General features: G+C 63.0%; 20 protein-coding genes. 10 read left to right on the top strand and 10 right to left on the bottom strand.

Annotated features, from left to right (window positions below):
• Positions 1–23: 23 nt before the first annotated feature.
• The gene (locus BBG20_RS08325; protein ID WP_065902147.1) at positions 24–710 is read right to left on the bottom strand and encodes a YggS family pyridoxal phosphate-dependent enzyme; all 687 of its coding nucleotides are present in this window, start codon (positions 708–710) and stop codon (positions 24–26) included.
• Between the two features lie 57 nt (positions 711–767).
• Between BBG20_RS08325 and BBG20_RS08320 the strand changes: the two genes are divergently transcribed.
• Complete coding sequence (locus BBG20_RS08320) at positions 768–1,802, top strand: type IV pilus twitching motility protein PilT (protein ID WP_065902145.1); 1,035 nt, start codon at positions 768–770, stop codon at positions 1,800–1,802.
• A gap of 308 nt (positions 1,803–2,110) precedes the next feature.
• On the opposite strand, the gene BBG20_RS08315 is transcribed toward BBG20_RS08320, so the two are convergent.
• The gene (locus BBG20_RS08315; RefSeq protein ID WP_065902143.1) at positions 2,111–2,749 is read right to left on the bottom strand and encodes a C40 family peptidase; all 639 of its coding nucleotides are present in this window, start codon (positions 2,747–2,749) and stop codon (positions 2,111–2,113) included.
• A 250-nt stretch (positions 2,750–2,999) separates the two neighbouring features.
• Between BBG20_RS08315 and BBG20_RS08310 the strand changes: the two genes are divergently transcribed.
• Positions 3,000–3,428, top strand: coding sequence for an NINE protein (locus BBG20_RS08310; protein WP_065902141.1), 429 nt, complete (start codon positions 3,000–3,002; stop codon positions 3,426–3,428).
• 127 nt (positions 3,429–3,555) lie between these two features.
• On the opposite strand, the gene BBG20_RS08305 is transcribed toward BBG20_RS08310, so the two are convergent.
• From BBG20_RS08305 to gshB, 7 genes are all read right to left on the bottom strand, one after another.
• Positions 3,556–4,827, bottom strand: coding sequence for a dihydroorotase (locus BBG20_RS08305; RefSeq protein ID WP_065902139.1), 1,272 nt, complete (start codon positions 4,825–4,827; stop codon positions 3,556–3,558).
• Positions 4,824–5,828: an aspartate carbamoyltransferase catalytic subunit gene (locus BBG20_RS08300; RefSeq protein ID WP_065902138.1), complete on the bottom strand. Its 1,005-nt coding sequence runs from the start codon at positions 5,826–5,828 to the stop codon at positions 4,824–4,826. The genes BBG20_RS08305 and BBG20_RS08300 overlap by 4 nt, the downstream gene beginning before the upstream one ends.
• A gap of 24 nt (positions 5,829–5,852) precedes the next feature.
• Positions 5,853–6,359, bottom strand: coding sequence for a bifunctional pyr operon transcriptional regulator/uracil phosphoribosyltransferase PyrR (gene pyrR / locus BBG20_RS08295; RefSeq protein ID WP_065902137.1), 507 nt, complete (start codon positions 6,357–6,359; stop codon positions 5,853–5,855).
• A gap of 82 nt (positions 6,360–6,441) precedes the next feature.
• Positions 6,442–6,879 carry a Holliday junction resolvase RuvX gene (ruvX, locus tag BBG20_RS08290; protein ID WP_065902131.1) on the bottom strand — a complete coding sequence of 146 codons (438 nt, stop codon included), beginning with the start codon at positions 6,877–6,879 and terminating at the stop codon, positions 6,442–6,444.
• On the bottom strand, positions 6,879–7,448 hold the full coding sequence (locus BBG20_RS08285; protein WP_065902129.1) for a YqgE/AlgH family protein: 570 nt from the start codon (positions 7,446–7,448) through the stop codon (positions 6,879–6,881). The genes ruvX and BBG20_RS08285 overlap by 1 nt, the downstream gene beginning before the upstream one ends.
• Positions 7,449–7,721: 273 nt before the next feature.
• A complete protein-coding gene (locus BBG20_RS08280; protein WP_065902126.1) occupies positions 7,722–8,630 on the bottom strand; it encodes an energy transducer TonB in 909 nt (302 codons plus the stop codon).
• 77 nt (positions 8,631–8,707) lie between these two features.
• Positions 8,708–9,661 carry a glutathione synthase gene (gene gshB, locus BBG20_RS08275; protein WP_065902124.1) on the bottom strand — a complete coding sequence of 318 codons (954 nt, stop codon included), beginning with the start codon at positions 9,659–9,661 and terminating at the stop codon, positions 8,708–8,710.
• A 238-nt stretch (positions 9,662–9,899) separates the two neighbouring features.
• Here gshB and pilG point away from each other — a divergent pair, with 238 nt between their 5' ends.
• The 6 genes from pilG to BBG20_RS08245 all read left to right on the top strand — a co-directional run bounded on the left by pilG (position 9,900) and on the right by BBG20_RS08245 (position 19,745).
• A complete protein-coding gene (gene pilG, locus BBG20_RS08270; RefSeq protein WP_010564379.1) occupies positions 9,900–10,307 on the top strand; it encodes a twitching motility response regulator PilG in 408 nt (135 codons plus the stop codon).
• Between the two features lie 46 nt (positions 10,308–10,353).
• A complete protein-coding gene (pilH, locus tag BBG20_RS08265; RefSeq protein ID WP_014720320.1) occupies positions 10,354–10,719 on the top strand; it encodes a twitching motility response regulator PilH in 366 nt (121 codons plus the stop codon).
• Between the two features lie 12 nt (positions 10,720–10,731).
• Complete coding sequence (locus BBG20_RS08260; RefSeq protein WP_065902122.1) at positions 10,732–11,256, top strand: chemotaxis protein CheW; 525 nt, start codon at positions 10,732–10,734, stop codon at positions 11,254–11,256.
• A complete protein-coding gene (locus tag BBG20_RS08255; RefSeq protein ID WP_065902120.1) occupies positions 11,253–13,304 on the top strand; it encodes a methyl-accepting chemotaxis protein in 2,052 nt (683 codons plus the stop codon). The genes BBG20_RS08260 and BBG20_RS08255 overlap by 4 nt, the downstream gene beginning before the upstream one ends.
• A gap of 176 nt (positions 13,305–13,480) precedes the next feature.
• Positions 13,481–19,297, top strand: coding sequence for an Hpt domain-containing protein (locus BBG20_RS08250; protein WP_065902117.1), 5,817 nt, complete (start codon positions 13,481–13,483; stop codon positions 19,295–19,297).
• Positions 19,290–19,745, top strand: coding sequence for a chemotaxis protein CheW (locus tag BBG20_RS08245; RefSeq protein WP_065902115.1), 456 nt, complete (start codon positions 19,290–19,292; stop codon positions 19,743–19,745). Before BBG20_RS08250 ends, BBG20_RS08245 begins: the two co-directional genes overlap by 8 nt.
• Before the next feature lie 144 nt (positions 19,746–19,889).
• On the opposite strand, the gene BBG20_RS08240 is transcribed toward BBG20_RS08245, so the two are convergent.
• A complete protein-coding gene (locus BBG20_RS08240; protein ID WP_065902113.1) occupies positions 19,890–20,177 on the bottom strand; it encodes a HigA family addiction module antitoxin in 288 nt (95 codons plus the stop codon).
• A gap of 263 nt (positions 20,178–20,440) precedes the next feature.
• On the opposite strand from BBG20_RS08240, the gene BBG20_RS31655 reads away from it, so the two are divergent.
• Together BBG20_RS31655 and BBG20_RS08235 are read left to right on the top strand one after the other, a co-directional pair.
• Positions 20,441–20,824 (top strand): polymorphic toxin type 44 domain-containing protein, encoded by a 384-nt coding sequence (locus tag BBG20_RS31655; RefSeq protein ID WP_083221346.1) that lies wholly within the window; start codon positions 20,441–20,443, stop codon positions 20,822–20,824.
• A complete protein-coding gene (locus tag BBG20_RS08235) occupies positions 20,802–21,221 on the top strand; it encodes a hypothetical protein (RefSeq protein WP_065902111.1) in 420 nt (139 codons plus the stop codon). Before BBG20_RS31655 ends, BBG20_RS08235 begins: the two co-directional genes overlap by 23 nt.
• Positions 21,222–21,324: the final 103 nt, after the last annotated feature.

The following is a 21,324-nucleotide window of genomic DNA, read 5'->3' as shown; positions in this document are numbered from 1 at the left end:
TATTCAGATGGATGTCAGCCATTTCATGGCTGGCCGTAGTCGCGGGCGCCAAACAGGGCGGTACCGATCCGCACCCAGGTGGCGCCTTGGGCGATGGCCGACTCGAGGTCGTGGCTCATGCCCATGGAAAGTGTGTCGAGCGCCAGGTTCAGGCTGGCTTGCAGCTCGCGCACGGCAGCGAACGCTGCATCTTGTGCGCTCCGATCTTCAGTCGGCTCAGGGATCGCCATCAGGCCACGCAGTTTCAGGCGCGGCAGGGCGCTGATGGCGTTGGCCAGGGCCGGCAGGTCGGCGGGTGTACAGCCGGACTTGCTGGCTTCGCCGCTGACATTGACCTGGATGCAGATATTCAGCGGTGGCAGGTCGGCCGGGCGTTGTTCGGACAGGCGTTGTGCGATTTTCAGGCGGTCCACGGAATGCACCCAAGCGAAGTTCTCGGCGATCGCGCGAGTCTTGTTCGATTGAATGGGGCCGATGAAGTGCCAACTCAAGGGCAGGTCGGTTAATTGCGCCTGTTTGCCCAGGGCCTCCTGCAGATAGTTCTCGCCGAAGTCGAGCAGGCCGGCGGCATAGGCTTCGCGCACGGCTTGCGCGGGTTTGGTCTTGCTCACGGCCAGCAGGTGGATGCTGCTTGCGTCACGTTGCACGGCGTCGGCTGCGGCGCGGATGCGCTGGCTAACCAGGCCGATGTTGTCTGCTATCGTCGACATTCAAGATGCGCCCGTGGATATGGAGTCCGCGGCATTCTACTGGAAATGGAAAGCCCTATGGATATCACTGAATTGCTCACGGCCAGCGTGCGTCGTGGCGCCTCTGACCTGCACCTGTCGGCAGGCCTTGCACCCATGTTGCGAATCGATGGCGAGGTTTGGCCGCTGGATTGCCCGGTGCTTTCGGCCCCGCAAGTGGCGGACTTGTTGAGCCCGTTGCTGAACAAATACCAGCAAAAGGATTTCGAAACATCTCTTGAAACGGATTTCGCCTTCGCGCTGCCGGGGCTGGCGCGGTTCCGGGCGAATGTGTTCCAGCAGGATCGCGGCATGGCCGCGGTGTTTCGCACCATTCCCTCTGAAGTCCAGAGCCTGGAAGGCCTTGAGTTGGGCGAGGTGTTCCGGCGTATCGCCCAACTGCCGCGCGGCCTGGTGCTGCTGACCGGGCCGACCGGGTCCGGCAAGTCCACCACCCTGGCGGCGATGATCGACTACCTCAACCAGCACCGACGCCAGCACATCCTCACGCTGGAAGACCCGATCGAATTTATCCACACGCCGAACCTGGCGCTGATCAACCAGCGCCAGGTCCACCGCGATAGTCATAGCTTTTCCACGGCCTTGCGCTCGGCACTGCGCGAAGACCCGGATGTGATCCTGGTGGGTGAGCTGCGCGACCTGGAAACCATCCGCCTGGCGCTGACGGCCGCTGAGACCGGCCACCTGGTCTTTGGCACCCTGCACACGTCGTCGGCGGCAAAGACCGTGGACCGCCTTGTGGACGTGTTCCCGGCGGGAGAAAAAGCCATGGTCCGCTCAATGCTGTCGGAGTCGCTGCAGGCGGTAGTGGCCCAAGTGCTGGTCAAGAAGATCGGCGGCGGGCGGGTGGCGGCCCATGAAATCATGCTGGCCACGCCGGCCATTCGCAATTTGATCCGCGAAGACAAGGTGGCGCAGATGGTCTCGGCGATTCAGACCGGCGGGGCGTTGGGGATGAAGACGCTGGACATGAGCTTGAAGGCGCTGGTCAGCGAAGGGCTGGTCAGCCAAGCGGATGCACGGGAGAAGGCGAGGGTGCCTGCAGATATCTAGAGAGTGCTGATATCAATGTGGGAGCAACTGTGGAGCCCCATTGAGGCTGCGAAGGCGACGGCATTGCGGGCGTTATCTTTGGCTGACACACCGCTTTCGCAGCCTCGCCAAGGCTCGACAACTCCCACAGGGGATAATCCGCTGTGTGATCGCCATATTCGACGCGACGCAGGTTGAATGTGGGAGCTGGCTTGCCTGCGATAGCGCACTGTCAGACGACATCTCTGCCATTGACACACCGTCATCGCAGGCAAGCCCGCTCCCACATTTGATTGCATTTCAAACAGGAGGGCGGCTGCCGGTTGGATCTAGCGCTGCACGACGCGCAGGTTGCTGTTTTGCTCTTTAGGCAGAACGCGCTTGGCAATCACGTAGTTCTTGTCCCAGAACGGCTTTTTCAGCGTGTCGATGCTGACGGCCTTGCCACGGCGTGGTGCGTGGATGAAGCGGTCGTTGCCCAGGTAGATGGCTACGTGGTTGACCTGGCGGCTCTTGAGCTTGAAGAACAACAGGTCACCCGGTTTCAGGTCCTTGCGCTCGACCTTCTGTCCGTGGCCAGCGGCCATGGCGTTGGAAGTGCGTGGCAAATCCACTGCGGCGACGTCGTTAAACGCATATTTCACCAAACCGCTGCAATCGAACCCTTTACTTGGGCTGCTGCCGCCCCAACGATAAGGTGTACCGAGCACGTTGACGGCGCGGCTGAGGACGTTGCTGCTTTGCTTGGTGTTGGCGGCAACCAGGTGTGTCGACGATTTGCCGTGCACCGTGCTCAGTTGAGTCGGGCGGTTGACGGTCTGCTTTACCGACTTGGCCGTGCTTGGCGTGCTGTGGACTTTAGGGGTGAAACCGTTGACGTTAGGAAGTCGTTGCTCACGATTGGTGGCGTGGGCGGCCAGTGGCATTAATAGGCAGATGGTTAGCCATGTCTTGAAAAATGGTCGCATTAGGCGTGGCTCTTATGGGTTTGCGCGCAACTTTATAACAGCTTTTTGTGCTGTTCTCAGGCCGTTTGTCGACTGAACCTTGGGGTCAAATTCAGGAAAAACGCGACGAATCGCCGCAATTGTCCTACACAAGTCAGGTGGCATAAGGCTTTCAGGGCAGTGAAGATACCATTGGCCGTACGTCGGGCGCCCGTAAAAAAGTCACAAAGAAAGTGAAAAAATTTATCTATCGAGGCAAAAGAGGTACTGCATGAACACCTATCAACAGATTGGTCCGCAGCAAGATACCCACAGCAAGGTGATTGGTTACCTGCTCTGGATTTTCGGTTTTACCGGCGCGCACCGCTTCTATTACGGCAAGCCCGTGACCGGTACGATCTGGTTTTTCACCTTCGGCCTGCTGGGCATCGGCTGGCTGATCGACCTGTTCCTGATCCCGGCCATGGACCGTGAAGCGGACCTGCGTTTTACCGCCGGGCCCATCGAATACAACGTGGCGTGGATTCTGTTGGCGTTCCTTGGCGTATTCGGCGTGCACCGCATGTACCAGGGCAAATGGATCACCGGCCTGATCTACCTGCTGACCGGCGGGTTGTTCCTGGTGGGGGTGCTGTATGACTTCTGGACGTTGAATACCCAGGTCTCGATCCGCAATGCCGAGCGCAACAGCGGACGCTGAGACTTTCAAGCCTAATAGAGAGTCAATGTGGGAGCGGGCTTGCTCGCGAATACGGTGTGTCAGCCGCCAAACAGGCTGACTGATCCACCGCATTCGCGAGCAAGCCCGCTTTTTTACCGCGCCCGCTTCAGGCCTGGTAGCTGATCCGCCCATCCACCAAGGTGTAGCGCACCGTCGCCGGCAGGCTATGGCCGATGAACGGGCAGTTTTCACCCTTGGACAGCCAGTGCTCACCGGCCACCGTGGAGCTGGCCGGATCAAACAGCACCAGGTCCGCCGCTGCACCCACCGCCAGTTTGCCCGCCGGCAGGCGCAGGGCTTCGGCCGGGCCGGCACTGAGGCGTGCCAGCAGGGTTGGCAAGTCCAGCAGGCCGTCTTCCACCAGGGTCATCGCCAACGGCAGCAACAGCTCTACGCTGCTGATGCCCGGCTCGGTCGCGCCAAACGGCGCCAGCTTGGCATCACGCTCGTGGGGCTGGTGATGGCTGGAGATCGCCGAGACCACGCCGGATTTGACCGCCGCACGCAACCCTTCACGGTCGGCCAGGGTGCGCAGGGGCGGTTGTACGTGGTACAGGCTGGAGAAGTCGATCAGCGCCTCGTCCGTCAAAATCAGCTGGTACAGGGCGACATCCGCCGTCACCGGCAAGCCGCGAGCCTGCGCCTGGGCGATCAGGGCCACGCCGCGAGCGCTGGTCAGCTGGCTGAAGTGCGCGCGCACGCCGCTTTGTTCCACCAGCAGCAGGTCGCGGGCCAGGGCCACGGTTTCCGCCGTTTCCGGAATGCCCGGCAGGCCGAGGAAGCTGGCGACCGCGCCTTCATGGGCCAGGCCGCCTTCCGCCAGGTCGCGGTCCTGGGAGTGGAAGATCACCGTCAGGTCGAAGGTGGCCGCGTATTCCAGGGCACGGCACAGCGTGCGGGTGCTGCGAAAGCTTTCCAGGCCGTTGCCGAAGGCCACGCAACCGGCGTCGCGCAGGGCGATCAGCTCGGCGAGTTGTTCGCCTTCCAGGCCTTTGCTCAGGGCGCCGATGGGGAACACCTTGCAATTGCCGGCTTCGCGGGCGCGGTCGAGGATCAGCTCGGTCACGGCCGAGGTGTCCAGCACAGGCTTGGTGTGTGGCGGGCAGCACAGGCTGGTCACGCCACCGGCAGCGGCGGCGCGGGTTTCGCTGGTGATGTTGCCTTTGCGGCTGTAACCCGGCTCGCGCAGGGCGACGTTCAGATCGACCAGCCCAGGCGCGGCCACCAGGCCTTTGGCGTCGATGGTCTCGCTGGCGGCGAAGCCTGCGGGCGCCGCGCCGAGGGCGATGATCTTGCCGGCTTCCAGATGAAGATCGGTAACTTGATCCAGGCCACTGGCCGGATCGATGACTCGGGCGCCGAGAATGCTGAGCTTCACTGGGCCTTCTCCTGCTCGAATTGACGTTGCGCGGTTTGCCCGCTCATGGCCATGGACAACACCGCCATGCGCACGGCGATGCCGTAGGTCACCTGGTTGAGAATCACCGACTGGTTGCCGTCGGCCACCGCCGACTCAATCTCCACCCCGCGGTTGATCGGGCCGGGGTGCATCACGATGGCATCCGGCTTGGCCCCGGCCAGGCGCGCGGTGGTCAGGCCGAACAGGCGGTAGAACTCGCCTTCGCTCGGCAGCAGGCCACCGGCCATGCGCTCGCGCTGCAGGCGCAACATGATCACCACGTCCACGTCCTTGAGGCCTTCGGTCATGTCGGTGTAGACCTTCACGCCGTATTGCTCGATGCCGATCGGCAGCAGGGTTTTCGGCGCGATCACGCGGATGTCCGGGCAACCCAGGGTCTTCAGGGCCAGCATGTTCGAGCGCGCGACCCGCGAGTGCAGGATGTCGCCGACGATGGCCACCGAGAGGTTTTCAAAGCTGCCCTTGTGCCGACGGATGGTGAGCATGTCGAGCATGCCTTGGGTCGGGTGGGCGTGACGGCCGTCGCCGCCGTTGATGATCGCGACCTGCGGGCACACGTGCTCGGCGATGAAGTGTGCGGCACCGGAGTCGCCGTGGCGGACCACGAACATGTCGGCGGCCATGGCTTCCAGGTTGCGCAGGGTGTCGAGCAGGGTCTCGCCCTTGCTCGCCGACGACGTCGACACGTTCAGCGTGATCACGTCGGCCGACAGCCGCTGGGCCGCCAGTTCAAAGGTGGTGCGGGTGCGGGTGGAGTTCTCGAAGAACACGTTGCAGATGGTCTTGCCGCGCAGCAGCGGGACCTTCTTCACCGCCCGCCCACCGACTTCGAGGAACGAGTCGGCGGTGTCGAGGATTTCGGTGAGCAGTTCGCGGGGCAAACCGTCGAGGGACAAGAAATGTTGCAACTGGCCCTGAGCATTGAGCTGCAGCGGGCGCTTGGCATCTAGAGGCGTCATCGCGGGGACTCTTTACAAGGCGGTTTAAAGGGCAAGGTCTTGCAGTTCGAGTTCGAGCGGCGTAGGACCGGACAATTTTACCCGCTGATGGGCTGAAAGCGACAGGGTGGCGCCGACCACATCCGGGCTGATCGGCAGTTCGCCGGCGTCCAGGTCCAGCAGGCAGACCAGGGTCACGCTGGCTGGGCGGCCGTAGTCGAACAGCTCGTTCATGGCGGCGCGGATGGTGCGGCCGCTCATCAGCACGTCGTCGATCAGCACCAGGTGCTGGCCTTCGATCTCGAATGGCAGGGCCGATGGGCGCACTTGTGGGTGCAGGCCGTTCTGGCTGAAGTCGTCGCGGTAGAAGGACACATCCAGTGTGCCCAGGGGCGAATCGCTGCCCAGTGCTTCCAGCAACGCCTGGGCCACCCACACACCGCCGGTGCGAATGCCGATGAAGCGCGGTTCGCTGATGGCGCGGTGTTGCAGATGGGCCGTCAGGCTCGTCGCCATCTGGCTGATCAGTTCGGCGGGATTGGGCAGGCTCATGGTGGCTCCTTCTAGGCCTTGCGCGGCGGGGTGACGGCAAGGTCCGGGCTCAAACGTAAAAAGACGCGGCAAGCCGCGTCAGTCAGGATTCAAATAAAGCGGTGTTTTCATCCAGCCAACCCTGCAACAGCAAGGCGGCGGCGATGGCGTCCACGGGGTTGTCGCGGTAGCTGCCCTTTTGCCCGCCACGGGCCAGGCGCTCACCCTTGGCTTCGAAGGTGGTGAGGCGTTCGTCGTGGGTATAGAAGGGCAGGTTGTAGCGGCCATTGAGGCGACGCGCGAACTTCTCGGCGCGCAGGCACATGTCGCTGGGTGTGCCGTCCATGTTCAAGGGCAGGCCAACCACGACGGCGTCGGGCTTCCACTCCTTGATCAGGGCTTCGACCTGGTTCCAGTCCGGCACGCCGTTCTGGGCTTTAAGGGTGCACAACTCGCGGGCCTGGCCGGTGATGACCTGGCCGACCGCGACGCCGATCTGTTTGGTGCCGTAGTCAAACCCGAGGATCAAGCGCAAAGCCATCAGGCGTGCCCCGCCTGGCTGGTGAGCAGGCTGAGGTTGACGCGCAGCTTGGCGGCGGCCGCCTCCAGGCGCAGTTCGCTGGCGGTGTGAAACAGGATGTCGGCGTCGAACGGGCAGGTCAGCCAGGCATTGCTGGCCAGTTCGGCTTCCAGCTGCCCGGCCTCCCACCCTGCGTAACCGAGGGTGATGACACTGTGCTCCGGGCCGACGCCGTCGGCGATGGCGAACAGTATGTCCTGGGAGGTGGACAGCGACACACCTTCCAGGTCAACCGTGGCCTGGAACTTTGGCCCGGTGGGGTGCAGCACAAAACCGCGATCCGTCTGCACCGGCCCGCCGATATAAATCGGCACGCCCTGGCAACGCGCCGGCGGGTCGATCTCGGGGCGCAGTTGCTCGAGGATATCCGCCAGGTTCAGCTCCTGCGGGCGGTTCACCACCAGCCCCATGGCACCATTGGCCGTGTGCTCGACTATATAGGTCAAGGTCTGCGCAAAGTTCGGGTCGGCCATATGGGGCATGGCGATCAGGAATTGGTGCTTGAGGTAGGTCGGGCTGACATTTTTCATGTCCGCTAGTGTGGCGGGGGAGGCGCGAACTGACAAGCTGCGGCGGGCCCTAATTGTCACGAGCGGGGCTGCTGTGGTGGGCGGGCTCACTGTGGCGAGCGGGCTTGCCCCGCGTTGGGCTGCGCAGCGGCCCTAAAATCTGACACTGCGGTTTTTCAGCAGGAGCGCGATGAGAAGAGTGGGGCTGCTGCGCAGCCCAACGCGGGGCAAGCCCGCTCGCCACAATAAGCCTGTTCGCCCTATTAGTCCTGCTGGCTGCCAGGGGGCGGTGTGTCAGTTACTGGACAGCCGGTCGCCCTTGGCAAACTTCCAGGTGCGGATGATTTCCAGGCGGTCGACGTCATTCAGGTCGCCGGTGAACGGCGCAAAGGGCGCGGCCAGGCGCACGATGCGCTGGGCAGCCTGGTCGAGCAGCGGCTGGCCGGAGGACTCCAGCACCTGCACCTCATATAACGTGCCGTCGCGGTTGATCGACACCAACAAGCGCAAATTGCCATAAATCTGCTGGCGTCGGGCTTCATCCGGGTAATTCAGGTTGCCGATGCGCTCGACCTTCTTGCGCCACTCATCCTTATACCAGGCGCCCTTGTCGCGCATGGTCGACGCGGCGTTCAACCGGTAGATGCGCGGGCGCTTGGCGTAGAGCTGCTGTTCGTTGGCCAGTTCGGCTTCGAGGCTGGAGATCTGGTCGGAGAGCTGCGAGCTGTCGAACGTGGGCGCCGGCTTTACAGGCTCGGGTTGCGGTTCGGTCTTGGCCTTTTCGCGCTGGGTCGGGGCTTTTTGCGGTTTGGGCGCGACGGTGGTCACGGCGGCCTTGGGCGCAGCCTGTTTGACTTCGGGCTTGGGCGCAGGCGGTGGCGGGGTGACTTTATTGACCTTGTTGTCCTGGAACGGCGCCACTTCGGTGGTCTTGGGCACCGCTTTCTTGTCGAGCGTGCCGCTGCCCTGCTGGTTGTCCTGGGCGAGAAAGTCAGCCTTTTCGGGCGGTTTTTCACTCTTGAACGTGGCGAGGGTGATTTCCAGGGTCTGGGTGATCTGCTTGGGTTCGACCATGGTGAACCCCACGCCGAGGATCAAGGCCAGGTGAATCAGTGCAGCGAGGAACAGGGTAAATCCGAGCCGATCAGCCGGGCGCACGCCGCTGTGGGAGAGTTCGGGGGGCAGATCGGACGGGAGTGTCATGACAAGAAAACCAACATCGCGCGTTTCACAGGTGGCGCATGATAACGCAATGTTGGTTTATGTCCGGCTGTTCTATGTCACTTGGCCTGGAGCTTGCGCTCAATCGCCGCCATCAGCATTTCACCAATATTGGTGCCGAACGCATTGTCGATCTCGCGGATACAGGTGGGGCTGGTGACGTTGATTTCAGTGAGGTTTTCACCAATCACGTCGAGGCCGACAAACAGCAGGCCCTTTTCGCGCAGGGTTGGGCCGACCTGGGAAGCGATCCAGCGGTCCTTGTCCGACAGCGGCCGCGCTTCACCACGGCCACCCGCGGCGAGGTTGCCACGGGTCTCGCCGGCCGCCGGGATGCGCGCCAGGCAATAGTCCACCGGCTCGCCGTCGATCATCAGGATGCGCTTGTCGCCATCCTTGATCGCCGGCAGGTAGGCCTGGCCCATGATCTGCTGGGTGCCCAGCGCGGTCAGGGTCTCCAGGATCACCGACAGGTTCGGATCCCCTGCACGGTGACGGAAGATCGAGGTACCGCCCATGCCGTCCAGCGGCTTGAGGATCACGTCGCCGTGCTTGGCGGCGAATTCACGCAGCACATCGGCGCGGCGGCTGACCACGGTCGGTGGCGTGCACTGCGGGAACAGCGTGGCGAACAGTTTTTCATTGCAGTCGCGCAGGCTCTGCGGCTTGTTGACGATCAATACCCCGGCGCGCTCGGCCTGCTCCAGCAGGTAAGTGGAGTAGACGAATTCCATGTCGAACGGCGGGTCCTTGCGCATCAGGATCACGTCCAGGTCGCTCAGGGGGCTGTCGATTTCGTCCGAAAGCTCGAACCACTTCTCGGGGTTGGCAAACACCTGCAGCGGGCGCATGCGCGCGCGAGCCTGGCCGTCACCCTGGTAAAGATCCGGCTGTTCCATATAGAACAGGCTCCAGCCGCGGGCCTGGGCGGCCAGGAGCATGGCCAGCGAGCTGTCCTTTTTATAGGAGATGCTGGCGATAGGGTCCATGACAATGCCGACGCGAACGCTCATGGGGGATTTCCTCTAGCAAATTAGGCGCATAAAAGTGGCGTCAGAGTGGCGCTGCGGCTGTTGTGGGTCAAGGAAAAACCACCTGGCCGGTTGCTCGATAGATTGCGCCCGGAGACTGTGCTAAAAAGACTGCCACGGCGCAGCAGCCCTTGAATTCCAAGGCTTGCGGCGCTCATCCTGTGCAACATCAGGCAGTACACACCGAAAACCGATTCGCTGTGGCGATGGTAGAGCAGATATGGAACAGCATTCCAACGCCTTGAGAGTGATGGTGATCGACGATTCGAAAACGATCCGCCGCACCGCCGAGACCCTGTTGAAGAACGTGGGGTGCGATGTCATCACGGCCATCGACGGTTTCGATGCCCTGGCCCGGATTGTTGATCATCACCCGCACATTATCTTTGTCGACATCATGATGCCGCGCCTGGATGGTTATCAGACCTGCGCCCTGGTGAAGAACAACCCGGCGTTCAAGTCGATCCCGGTGATCATGCTGTCCTCCAAGGACGGCCTGTTCGACAAGGCCAAGGGGCGCATCGTCGGTGTCGATCAGTTTTTGACCAAGCCTTTCAGCAAGGAAGAACTGCTGGGCGCGATCAAGGCCTACGTGCCTGGGTTCGCCGCAGTAGAACAAGCACACTGACGCCGCCCCACAAGGGCTGGCGCCGACCAATGTAGTGGGGAAAACCATGGCACGCGTTCTGATCGTCGACGATTCGCCGACTGAAATGTACAAACTCACCGGCATGCTGGAAAAGCATGGCCACCAGGTGCTCAAGGCCGAAAACGGCGCGGACGGCGTGGCCCTGGCCCGCCAGGAAAAGCCCGATGCCGTGCTGATGGACATCGTGATGCCGGGGCTCAATGGCTTCCAGGCCACGCGCCAGCTGTCCAAGGAGCCGGAAACCAACGGCATCCCGATCATCATCATCACCACCAAGGATCAGGAAACCGACAAGATCTGGGGCGCGCGCCAGGGCGCCAAGGATTACCTGACCAAACCGGTGGATGAAGAAACCCTGATCGCCACGCTGAACAAGGTGCTGGCCGGCTAAAGGCTCGCGATGATGACCGAGTCGCAAACCGCCTTCGAGCTGCTGCTGGACATCGACCGCCGCTGCCGCCTGCTGGCCGCCGACCTGCCGTCGCAGGAAACCCGCCTGCAGCGCTGGAGCGGGATCGGTTTTCGCCTGGGGCCGCATTGGTATGTGGCGCCCATGGGCGAAGTCGCCGAGGTCTTGCACGAGCCGCGCTGCACCTTGATGCCGGGGGTAAAGCCGTGGGTCAAGGGCGTGGCCAATCTGCGCGGGCGTTTGCTGCCGGTGATGGACCTGGGCGGGTTTCTCGGCCTGGAACTGTCCCGGGCGCGCAAGCAGCGGCGGGTGCTGGTAGTGGAATTCAACGACCTGTTTGTCGGGCTGCTGGTAGACGAGGTGGTAGGCATGCAGCATTTCGCACAAGACGCACTGCGGGCGAGCGCAGCTTTCGCCGCACCGTTTATCCAGGGCCAGTTCGATGGCGACCAGCAGTGGCAGGTGTTCAGCCCCTTCGCCCTGGCCCAGGCCCCAGGCTTCATGGATGTTGCCGCATGAGCACCCCGACCACGCCCAAACCCCAGGCCGCTTCACGCAGCCGCTCGCAGATCATCATGCTGTTTATCGCGCTGATCGTGTTCATCATGCTGTTGTTCGCCAACTTCGCGTACCTCAATACCCAGTCCACCTACGACAAGCAGTACATCGGCCACGCCGGTGAGTTGCGCGTGCTGTCCCAGCGCATCGCCAAGAACGCCACCGAAGCGGCTGCCGGCAAGGCGGCTGCGTTCAAGCTCTTGAGCGATGCGCGCAACGACTTCGCGCAACGCTGGGGCTACCTGAAAAAAGGTGACATTGAGACCGGGCTGCCCGCCGCGCCCAATGCTGTACGTGCGGAAATGCGCGCGGTACAGACCGACTGGGAAGCGCTGCTGAAGAACACCGACGCGATCCTCGCCAGCGAGCAGACCGTGCTGTCCCTGCACCAGGTGGCCGCAACCCTGGCTGAAACCGTGCCGCAGTTGCAGATGGAGTCGGAAAAAGTCGTCGATATCCTGCTGCAACGCGGCGCCCCGGCCAGCCAGGTGGCCTTGGCCCAGCGCCAGTCGCTGCTGGCCGAGCGCATTCTCGGCGCGGTGAATACCGTGCTCGCCGGCGACGAAACCGCCGTGCAGGCCGCCGACGCTTTCGGCCGCGACGCCAACCGCTTCGGCCAGGTGCTCAACGGCATGCTCCAGGGCAACGCCGGGCTGCGCATCACTCAGGTCGAAGACCGCGACGCCCGTGCGCGGCTGGCAGAAATTGCCGAGCTGTTCGAGTTTGTCTCCGGCTCCGTGGATGAAATCCTCGAGACCTCGCCGCAGCTGTTCCAGGTGCGCGCTTCGGCGAGCAATATTTTCAACCTGTCGCAAACCCTGCTCGATGAAGCCTCGCACCTGGCCACCGGTTTTGAAAACCTCGCCAGCGGGCGCAGCTTCGACACCATCGGCGGCTACGTGCTGGGCCTGCTGGCGCTGACCTCGATCATCCTCATCGGCCTGGTCATGGTGCGCGAGACCAACCGCCAGCTGCATGAAACCGCCGAGAAGAACGAGCGCAACCAGAACGCGATCATGCGCCTGCTGGATGAAATCGAGGACCTGGCCGACGGCGACCTCACCGTGACGGCGTCTGTGACCGAGGACTTCACCGGCGCCATCGCCGACTCCATCAACTATTCCGTCGACCAACTGCGCGACCTGGTCGCCACCATCAACCTCACCGCCGGGCAAGTCGCCGGCGCGGTGCAGGACACCCAGGCCACCGCCATGCACCTGGCCCAGGCCTCGGAGCATCAGGCCCAACAGATCGCCGAAGCCTCCACCGCGATCAACCAGATGGCCCAGTCCATCGACCAGGTCTCGGCCAACGCCGCTGAATCCTCGGCGGTGGCCGAGCGTTCGGTGGAGATTGCCAACAAAGGCAACGAGGTGGTGCACAACACCATCCACGGCATGGACAACATTCGCGAGCAGATCCAGGACACCGCCAAGCGCATCAAGCGCCTGGGCGAGTCGTCCCAGGAGATTGGCGATATCGTCAGCTTGATCGATGATATCGCCGACCAGACCAACATCCTCGCCCTCAACGCGGCGATCCAGGCGAGCATGGCCGGTGATGCCGGGCGCGGTTTTGCGGTGGTGGCCGATGAAGTGCAGCGGCTCGCCGAGCGTTCTTCCGCCGCCACCCGGCAAATCGAAACCCTGGTGCGGGCGATCCAGGCCGACACCAACGAAGCGGTGATCTCCATGGAGCAGACCACCACCGAAGTGGTGCGCGGCGCGCGGCTGGCGCAGGACGCCGGGGTGGCGCTGGAAGAGATCGAAGGCGTGTCGAAAACCCTCGCGGCACTGATCCAGAGCATCTCCAATGCGGCGCAGCAGCAGACCTCGTCGGCGGGGCAGATCTCGCTGACCATGAACGTGATCCAGCAGATCACCACCCAGACGTCGTCGGGCTCCACCGCCACTGCGGAAAGCATCGGCAACCTGGCGAAGATGGCCAGCCAGTTGCGCCGGTCGGTATCGGGGTTCACCTTGCCGCCGCCAAAACAGGTGGATGATTGAAAGGCTATCTGGAGAACACCACAGTCCAACTGTGGGAGCTGGCTTGCCTGCGATAGCGGACTGTCAGTGGATACATCTGCAGCTGACCCACCGCCATCGCAGGCAAGCCAGCGCCCACATGGATCTCCAGGGTTCTTGGCAACACACGCAATTCACGAAATCTAAGCGGAGCAGTTATGGTTGATCGGCACGACTACGTGGCCCTCGAATGGGTCAAGGGCGACATTGCCGAAACCCTGAAGCAGGCCCGGTCGGCGCTCGATACCTATGTCGACACCAGCGATGGCGACGCGATCGCCGAGTGCCTGGCCGGTATCCACCAGGTCCACGGTGCGCTGCAAATGGTCGAGTTCTACGGCGCGGCGCTGCTCGCCGAAGAGATCGAAGAACTGGCCCTGGCCCTGCAGGCCGGGCGTGTCAGCCGGCGCGATGAAAGCATCCGCCTGTTGCAACAGGCCCTCGGTCAATTGCCGTTGTACCTGGACCGCATCCACAGCGCCCGCCGCGACCTGCCGTTGGTAGTGTTGCCGCTGCTCAACGACCTGCGCACCGCACGCGGTGAAAGCCTGCTCTCGGAAACCAGCCTGTTCAGCCCGCAACTGCTGTCGATTGCACCGCTGCCCGACGAAGCCCTGGCCCAGCGCGCCGCCCCTGACCTTGCCGAGCAACTGCGCCAGTGGCACCAATTGCTGCAACAGGCCCTGGCCGGCCTGCTGCGTGAAGACCACGGCCCGAGCAACCTGGAAGACATGGCGCGGGTCTTTGCCCGCCTCGAAGCCCTGTGCCAGGGTGCGCCGCTGTTGCCGCTGTGGCAGGTCACCTCGGCGCTGGTCGAGGGCATGCTCACCGGCGTGATCGCCAACAGCCCGGCGCTGCGCAGCCTGCTCAAGGCCAGTGACAAGGAACTCAAGCGCCTGCTGGCCCAGGGCATTGGCGCGATCAACCGGCCGGCGCCGGATGAATTGCTCAAGAGCCTGCTGTTCTACGTGGCCAAGGTCACCCGGCCGACGCCGCGCATGCAAAGCCTCAAGGAGCGCTACGGCCTGGATGAGGCCTTGCCCGACAGTGCCGTGGTCGATGCCGAACGCGCGCGCCTGGCCGGGCCGGACCGCAATGCCATGGGCTCGGTACTCGGTGCGTTGTGCGAGGAACTGGTGCGGGTCAAGGAACGTCTCGACCTGTTCGTGCGCAGCGACCGCCAGCACACCAGCGACCTCGACGCGCTGCTCGCGCCGTTGCGGCAGATCGCCGATACCCTGGCCGTGCTGGGCTTTGGCCAGCCACGCAAAGTGATTATCGACCAGCTCGCCGTGGTGCTGAGCCTGGCCCAGGGGCAGCGCGAGCCGAATGACGCGGTGCTCATGGATGTCGCGGGTGCCTTGCTGTATGTCGAAGCGACGCTGGCCGGCATGGTCGGCACCGTCGAGCCGGAAAGCCGCGAAGAGAGCCGCCTGCCGACCACGGACCTGACCCAGATTCATCAACTGGTGATCCGCGAGTCCTGCCAGTGCCTGCGCCAGGCCAAGGAGTTAGTGATTGATTGCATCGAAGCGCAGTGGGGCCGCCAGCGCCTGGAATCCCTGCCGGAGCTGCTGAGCCAGGTACGCGGTGCGCTGGCGATGATTCCGCTGCCACGGGCGGCGAGCCTGATGCGCGGTTGCACCGATTATGTCGATGAACAGTTAATGACCCACGACAGCCCGCCTTCCGAGGCGCAGTTGGGGCATTTTGCCGATGTGATCAGCAGCCTGGAATACTACCTCGAACGCATGCTCCAGGACCCCGACGCCGCCGGCGAACGAGTGCTGGAGCTGGCCACCCAGGGCTTGGCCGCGCTGGGTTATCTGCCCGCCGAAAAGCCTTGGCGCCAGGCGCTGGTCGCGCCGGACGGGGCACTCTCGACCGAGATCGCGCCCAGCCAATCCCAATTCGACGCCCTGGCCAGCCCCACTTCGCGCCTCAACCCGCCGGCCCTGCAGCGTCCCGGCAGCCTGCTGCCGCCGCCGGCCGATGAGGAACCGATCGACGACGAGCTGCGTGAGGTCTTCCTCGAAGAAACCGACGAAGTCCTTGAGGTGCTGCACCGCTCCTTGCCCAACAGCGGCGATAAAACCGCCCAGGGCGAAATGCGTCGCGCCTTCCACACCCTCAAGGGCAGCGGCCGCATGGTGCGCGCGCTGGTGCTGGCCGAGCTGGCCTGGGCCGTGGAGAACCTGCTCAACCGCGTGCTGGAGCGCAGCGTGGCGCTCGGTCCCGAGGTACAACAGGTGCTGGACGAGGCGGTGGATTTGCTGCCGGAACTGATCGCCGATTTTGCCACCGACGACCAGCACCAGCGTGATGCAGTCGACGCCCTGGCCGCTCGCGCCCACGCCTTGGCCAGCGGTGCGCAGGCGCCGGTCGCCGAAGCCCATGACCCGATGCTGCTGGAGATCTTCCGCAACGAAGCCCAGAGTCACCTGGAGAGCCTCAACCACTTCCTGCAAGAAGCCGCCGAGCATGTGCCGCTGCAAGTCAGCGATGAATTGCAGCGCGCCCTGCATACCCTCAAGGGCAGCGCCTACATGGCTGGCGTGCTGCCTATCGCCGAGCTGGCGCGTCCGCTCGATCACCTGACCCGCGAGTACAAGGCGCACCGCCTGCCACTGGACCTGGACGAAGTGGAGTTGCTGCTCGAAGCCGAGGGCCTGTTCCAGCGCGGGCTGCGCCGCCTGAGCGATCCCCTGGCGCCGATCCAGGGCGCGCAGGACCTGATCAATCGGACCCAAAGCCTGCTCGATCAACAGCTCGCAGCGCTGCTCGATGCGCCCAACACCGGCCTGCGCATCAAGCGCGACCCGCAGTTGATCGCCAACTTCCTGGCCCAGGGCATGGACATCCTGCTGGACGCCGAAAGCCTGCTGCGCCGCTGGCAACAGCATCCCGGCGAACGCCAGGAGCTCACCGCGCTGCTCGACGAACTGACTACGCTGGGCGAGGGCGCGCACGTCGCCGACCTGCACGCCATCGACGAACTGTGTGAAGCCTTGCTCGACCTGTATGGCGCCGTGGAAGAGAGCAGCCTGGCGGTCAGCGAGCGGTTTTTCCATGAGGCCGAGCAGGCCCATGAAGCGTTGATCAGCATGCTCGACCAACTGGCCGCGGGGCAGGAAATCAATCCGGCGCCGGCACGGGTCGAGGCGCTGCGTGAACTGTTGGATGAGGCGCTCGACCCGTCCGCCACCGGCCTGATCAAAAGTGATGGCAGCCGCGCCCTGAGCATCTCCGAACTGGGCGCCGCGACGCAGCAGTTGGAGCACGACACCGTCATGGACGACGAGATCGTCGAGATCTTCCTGGAAGAGGCGGTGGATATCCTCGACAGCGCCGGGCAGTCCCTCAAGCGCTGGTTGCTGGAGCCCGACAGCGCGGCGCCGTTGTCCTCATTGCAGCGCGACCTGCACACCCTCAAGGGCGGCGCGCGGATGGCCGAAATCGGCCCGGTGGGCGACCTGGCCCATGAGCTGGAATGCCTTTACGAAGGCCTGGTGGACCGTCGCTACAGCTACTCCCCCGAGCTGTCCCAAGTACTGATGGCCAGCCATGAACGCTTGGCGCTGCAGTTGGAAGAGCTGCAACACCATCAGCCCCTGAGTGACAGCGCCGAGCTGATCGCCAAGGTGCGCGCGCTGCGCCAGGGCGGTACGCCCTCCGCCGCGGCGCAGGCCGCTGAAACTTCGAGCGCCGACCCGGAGTTGCTGGATATCTTCCTTGAAGAGGCCGCCGACATTCTCGACAGTTCCGGCAGCGCGTTGCTGCGCTGGCAGGCCGAGCCGAACAATCGCCAGGAAGTCGAAACCCTGCTGCGCGACCTGCACACCCTCAAGGGTGGCGCGCGCATGGTCGAGATCGGGCCGATTGGTGATCTGGCGCATGAACTGGAGTTTCTCTACGAGGGTTTGTCCGCCGGCTTGCTGGCGCCGTCCGACGAGTTGTTTGCATTGCTGCAAGGCTGCCATGACCGCCTGGCGCAGATGATCGATGCGGTCGCCGATGGCCTGCCGGTGGGTTCGGTGGACAAGCTGATCGAGCGCATCAAAAGCCTCGTGCACCCCAGCGATGAACCGGTGGTGCCGGTGGCATTGCCGGCGGGCAAGGTCGAAGCCGCGGTAGACCCCGCTGCGGACATGGTGAAAATCTCCGCCGACCTGCTCGACGACCTGGTCAACCTCGCCGGTGAAACCTCGATTTTTCGTGGCCGGATCGAGCAGCAGGTCAACGACGCGCGCATCGCTCTGACTGAAGTGGAAACCACCATCGAGCGCATGCGCGACCAACTGCGCCGCCTCGACACCGAGACCCAGGGCCGCATCCTCAGTCGCCAGCAGGCCGAGGCCGAACGCCTGGGGTATGAAGAATTCGACCCGCTGGAAATGGACCGCCATTCACAGTTGCAGCAATTGTCCCGCGCACTCTCTGAATCGGCCTCCGACCTGCTCGACCTCAAGGACACGCTCGAACGCCGCAACCAGGACGCCCACGACCTGTTGCAGCAACAGGCACGCATCAACACCGAGTTGCAGGAAGGCCTGATGCGCACGCGCATGGTGCCGTTCGAGCGCATGCTGCCGCGCCTCAAGCGCATCGTGCGCCAAGTGGCGGGCGAGCTGGGCAAGGACGTGGAATTCATCGTCGGCAATGCCGAGGGTGAGATGGACCGCAACGTGCTGGAGCGCATGGCCGCGCCGCTCGAACATATGCTGCGCAACGCCGTCGACCATGGCCTGGAATCCCGCGACGCACGCTTGGCCGCCGGCAAGCCGGAGAAGGGGCGCATCACCCTGGACCTGACCCACGAAGGCGGCGACATCGTCTTCGACATGCGCGACGACGGCGCCGGCGTGCCCCTCGAAGCGGTGCGGCGCAAGGCGATCAAGCGTGGCCTGCTCGATCCCAATCAAGAGATCAGCGACCGCGATGTCTTGCAGTTCATCCTGCAGCCGGGGTTCTCCACGGCGGAAAAAATCACGCAGATTTCCGGGCGTGGCGTGGGCATGGACGTAGTGCATGAAGAGGTGCGTCAACTCGGCGGCTCGATGTTCATTGATTCGACGCCGGGCGAGGGCGTGCACTTTCGCATTCGCCTGCCCTTCACCGTGTCGGTCAACCGCGCGCTGATGGTGCAATGCGCAGACGATCAATACGCGATCCCGCTCAACACCATCGAGGGCCTGGTGCGCGTGCTGCCGCACGAGTTGGCCGGGCACTATCAGCAAGACCCGCCGCGCTACGAATACGCCGGCCAGCGCTACGAGCTGTTCTACCTCGGCGACCTGCTACACACCGTTGCCCGTCCGAAATTGCTGGGTCAGTACCAGCCGGTGCCGGTGCTACTGGTGCAGTGCAACGAGCGCCGCGTGGCGGTGCACGTGGATGCCATGGCCGGCACGCGCGAGATTGTGGTCAAGGGCCTGGGCCCGCAGTTTGCCGGGGTCCAGGGCTTGTCCGGGGCGACCATCCTCGGCGATGGCCGCGTGGTGCTGATCATCGATTTGCTCGCGCATATCCGCGCGCGGCAACCGGCGTTGCCCGCGCAGACGGTTGATGCACCACTGATCCTCAACGACCCGCTGAAAAAGCGCCCATTGCTGGTGTTGGTGGTGGACGACTCGGTCACCGTGCGCAAAGTTACCAGCCGCCTGCTGGAGCGCAACGGCATGAACGTGCTCACGGCCAAAGACGGCATCGACGCCATCGCCGTGCTCGAAGAACACACCCCGGACCTGATGCTGCTCGACATCGAAATGCCGCGCATGGACGGTTTCGAGGTGGCCATCCAGGTGCGCAACGACCCGCGCCTGATGCGGCTGCCGATCATCATGATCACCTCGCGTACCGGCCAGAAACACCGCGACCGCGCCATGGCGATTGGCGTCAACGACTACCTCGGCAAGCCGTATCAAGAGTCGGTGCTGCTGGAAAGCATCGCCTATTGGAGCAAGTCCCATGCTTGACCACCGCACCAGCCAACTCACCGGCCTGCTCCTGCCCCTGGCCGACCGCCACCTGGTGCTGCCCAACGTCGCCATCGCCGAGCTGATCGACTTCCAACGCGGCGAACCGGCCAGTGATGCGCCGCCATGGTATTTGCGGCAAGTGACGTGGCGTGATCGGCAATTGCCATTGATCAGCTTCGAAGCGGTATGCGGCGAGGCCATCGTGACGGGAGAGCGCTCGCGCATTGTGGTGTTGAACGCCTTGGGCGGGCGGCCGACGTTGAAGTTTATTGCGCTGGTGATTCAGGGAATTCCGCGTTCTTACAAGCTCGATAGCCAGTTGAGCTATGTCGATGTACCGCTGTGCCCGCTGGAACTGGCAGCGGTACAGGTGGGTGAGCATGTGGCGAAGGTGCCGGATTTGATGGGGTTGGAGGCGCTGCTGGTGGAGTCCGGGTTGGCCTGAACCCCACACTCAAATCCCGTGAAGATCAAAATGTGGGAGCTGGCTTGCCTGCGATGGCGGCTTGTCAGTCGCAACATCAACAACCGACCCGCCGCTATCGCTGGCAAGCCAGCTCCCACACTGAATTGTGCTCGGCCCAAGATCTCAATCAATCCGCGCAAACGGCTCAATCATCGGCTGCTCCCGATGCTCGGCCTGCCACAAGTCGTAGGCGCTTTGCATCGACAGCCATAGGTGCGCGGTACTCACGCCGGCTCGCTCAAACCTCACGGCAAGGCCGGGGCTGAGAGGCGCGTGGCCATGCAAGATCCTTGAAAAGGTTTCGCGGGCGAAGCCAAGGTGCCTGGCCATTTCGGTGATGGTGATGCCCAGGGCAGGGACCACATCCTCTAGCAGGATTTCACCCGGGTGAGGTGGGTTGTGCATACCCATATAGGTACTCCTACTCAGTGGTAGTCAAGATAATCGACTATTTCGGCTGGGTCTTTGAGCCATAGCCTGAAAAGCCTATCCGAACATTCTTCGCTGTCTGTCGGAGGACACGGCGACACGTCCTCGCAGACCATGCAAATGATCAAAGAATGTCGGAATGGTATGAGTTGGCTGTAGGCGAGTTCTGCATTTGATTGAGCGGGTATTCAAGCCTGGGTGGGATGGCTAGCTTCTTAGCTCCTCACTGCCAGCTAGGACTCGCAATGGCCGTACCGTTAATGCCGCCTGGTGTTTCAATTCTTGAAAACATGGCGATATCTACATGCAAACGCATTCATCTCAAGCCCGGGTCGGCATTCGCCTACTCCTGGTTTTATTCTCAGGTTCGTGCCGCCGGCCCCTGGAACTACAAGAGGCGGGGACGTCAATACGAGGCTTTTGGTAATTTCAATTACGGTGCAACAGGCGCCGTGCTGGGGATTCCAGAGCATGTGCTGTTGCGGGCGGCAGGTGTTGCTCAAACCCTCGCAAAAACCACGCTTCCGGATTTTGGATTATGGTGGGGCGGTGAGCCTTTTGGTGACGACCCGCGAGATCAATATTGGATAAGGAGAGGTATTGAGTATGCAATTTCTCAAGGCCATTAAGGGACTCACACCTGTTCTGCGTAATTGCTTGCTGGCGGTCTGCCTGATCTATATCGGCGGCAGTTGGCTGATGTCACCCGGAGCGCCGGCTCTGGACGAAGTGGTGTTGAAGTATTCCTTGGGCAACGGTAATTCGATTTACGGTGCGCGAGATGGCCAAGGCGGAGCGACGGTGGGCTTTTCCTACAGATACTACGTCCATAAGGATCTGGGTAATGATCAGGAAATACTCACCACATTAGTGTCGGCACATCCCTTTCTGAAAACCCAAGAGCCCACTGTGCAAGTGAGTGAGCAGGATGGCGAGCTTCGATTGGATGTTCAGGGGCGGGTGTATGAGTACAAGAGTTATGCCCTCGAAGGCCTGGGAGGGGCCAAGGTAGTCATGGCGTTGTGATTCTCGATGCTGCGCGCGAGGTTGGGCAATATCAATGTGGCGAGCGGGCTTGCCCCGCGTTGGGCTGCGCAGCAGCCCCAAAACCTGCCCACGGTTTACATCT

The sequence above is a fragment of the Pseudomonas aylmerensis genome (genome assembly GCF_001702265.1).
GTDB classification, from domain to species: domain Bacteria; phylum Pseudomonadota; class Gammaproteobacteria; order Pseudomonadales; family Pseudomonadaceae; genus Aquipseudomonas; species Aquipseudomonas aylmerensis.
This window is presented reverse-complemented; position numbering and strand designations above follow the sequence as displayed.

Excerpts from the sequence above, each read along its gene's own strand:
- BBG20_RS08325 (WP_065902147.1), bottom strand. The coding sequence starts at position 710 with ATGTCGACGATAGCAGACAACATCGGCCTGGTTAGCCAGCGCATCCGC.
- BBG20_RS08320 (WP_065902145.1), top strand. The coding sequence starts at position 768 with ATGGATATCACTGAATTGCTCACGGCCAGCGTGCGTCGTGGCGCCTCT.
- BBG20_RS08315 (WP_065902143.1), bottom strand. The coding sequence starts at position 2,749 with ATGCGACCATTTTTCAAGACATGGCTAACCATCTGCCTATTAATGCCA.
- BBG20_RS08310 (WP_065902141.1), top strand. The coding sequence starts at position 3,000 with ATGAACACCTATCAACAGATTGGTCCGCAGCAAGATACCCACAGCAAG.
- BBG20_RS08300 (WP_065902138.1), bottom strand. The coding sequence starts at position 5,828 with ATGACGCCTCTAGATGCCAAGCGCCCGCTGCAGCTCAATGCTCAGGGC.
- pyrR (WP_065902137.1), bottom strand. The coding sequence starts at position 6,359 with ATGAGCCTGCCCAATCCCGCCGAACTGATCAGCCAGATGGCGACGAGC.
- ruvX (WP_065902131.1), bottom strand. The coding sequence starts at position 6,879 with ATGGCTTTGCGCTTGATCCTCGGGTTTGACTACGGCACCAAACAGATC.
- BBG20_RS08285 (WP_065902129.1), bottom strand. The coding sequence starts at position 7,448 with ATGAAAAATGTCAGCCCGACCTACCTCAAGCACCAATTCCTGATCGCC.
- BBG20_RS08280 (WP_065902126.1), bottom strand. The coding sequence starts at position 8,630 with ATGACACTCCCGTCCGATCTGCCCCCCGAACTCTCCCACAGCGGCGTG.
- gshB (WP_065902124.1), bottom strand. The coding sequence starts at position 9,661 with ATGAGCGTTCGCGTCGGCATTGTCATGGACCCTATCGCCAGCATCTCC.
- pilG (WP_010564379.1), top strand. The coding sequence starts at position 9,900 with ATGGAACAGCATTCCAACGCCTTGAGAGTGATGGTGATCGACGATTCG.
- pilH (WP_014720320.1), top strand. The coding sequence starts at position 10,354 with ATGGCACGCGTTCTGATCGTCGACGATTCGCCGACTGAAATGTACAAA.
- BBG20_RS08260 (WP_065902122.1), top strand. The coding sequence starts at position 10,732 with ATGACCGAGTCGCAAACCGCCTTCGAGCTGCTGCTGGACATCGACCGC.
- BBG20_RS08255 (WP_065902120.1), top strand. The coding sequence starts at position 11,253 with ATGAGCACCCCGACCACGCCCAAACCCCAGGCCGCTTCACGCAGCCGC.
- BBG20_RS08250 (WP_065902117.1), top strand. The coding sequence starts at position 13,481 with ATGGTTGATCGGCACGACTACGTGGCCCTCGAATGGGTCAAGGGCGAC.
- BBG20_RS08245 (WP_065902115.1), top strand. The coding sequence starts at position 19,290 with ATGCTTGACCACCGCACCAGCCAACTCACCGGCCTGCTCCTGCCCCTG.
- BBG20_RS08240 (WP_065902113.1), bottom strand. The coding sequence starts at position 20,177 with ATGGGTATGCACAACCCACCTCACCCGGGTGAAATCCTGCTAGAGGAT.
- BBG20_RS31655 (WP_083221346.1), top strand. The coding sequence starts at position 20,441 with ATGGCCGTACCGTTAATGCCGCCTGGTGTTTCAATTCTTGAAAACATG.
- BBG20_RS08235 (WP_065902111.1), top strand. The coding sequence starts at position 20,802 with ATGCAATTTCTCAAGGCCATTAAGGGACTCACACCTGTTCTGCGTAAT.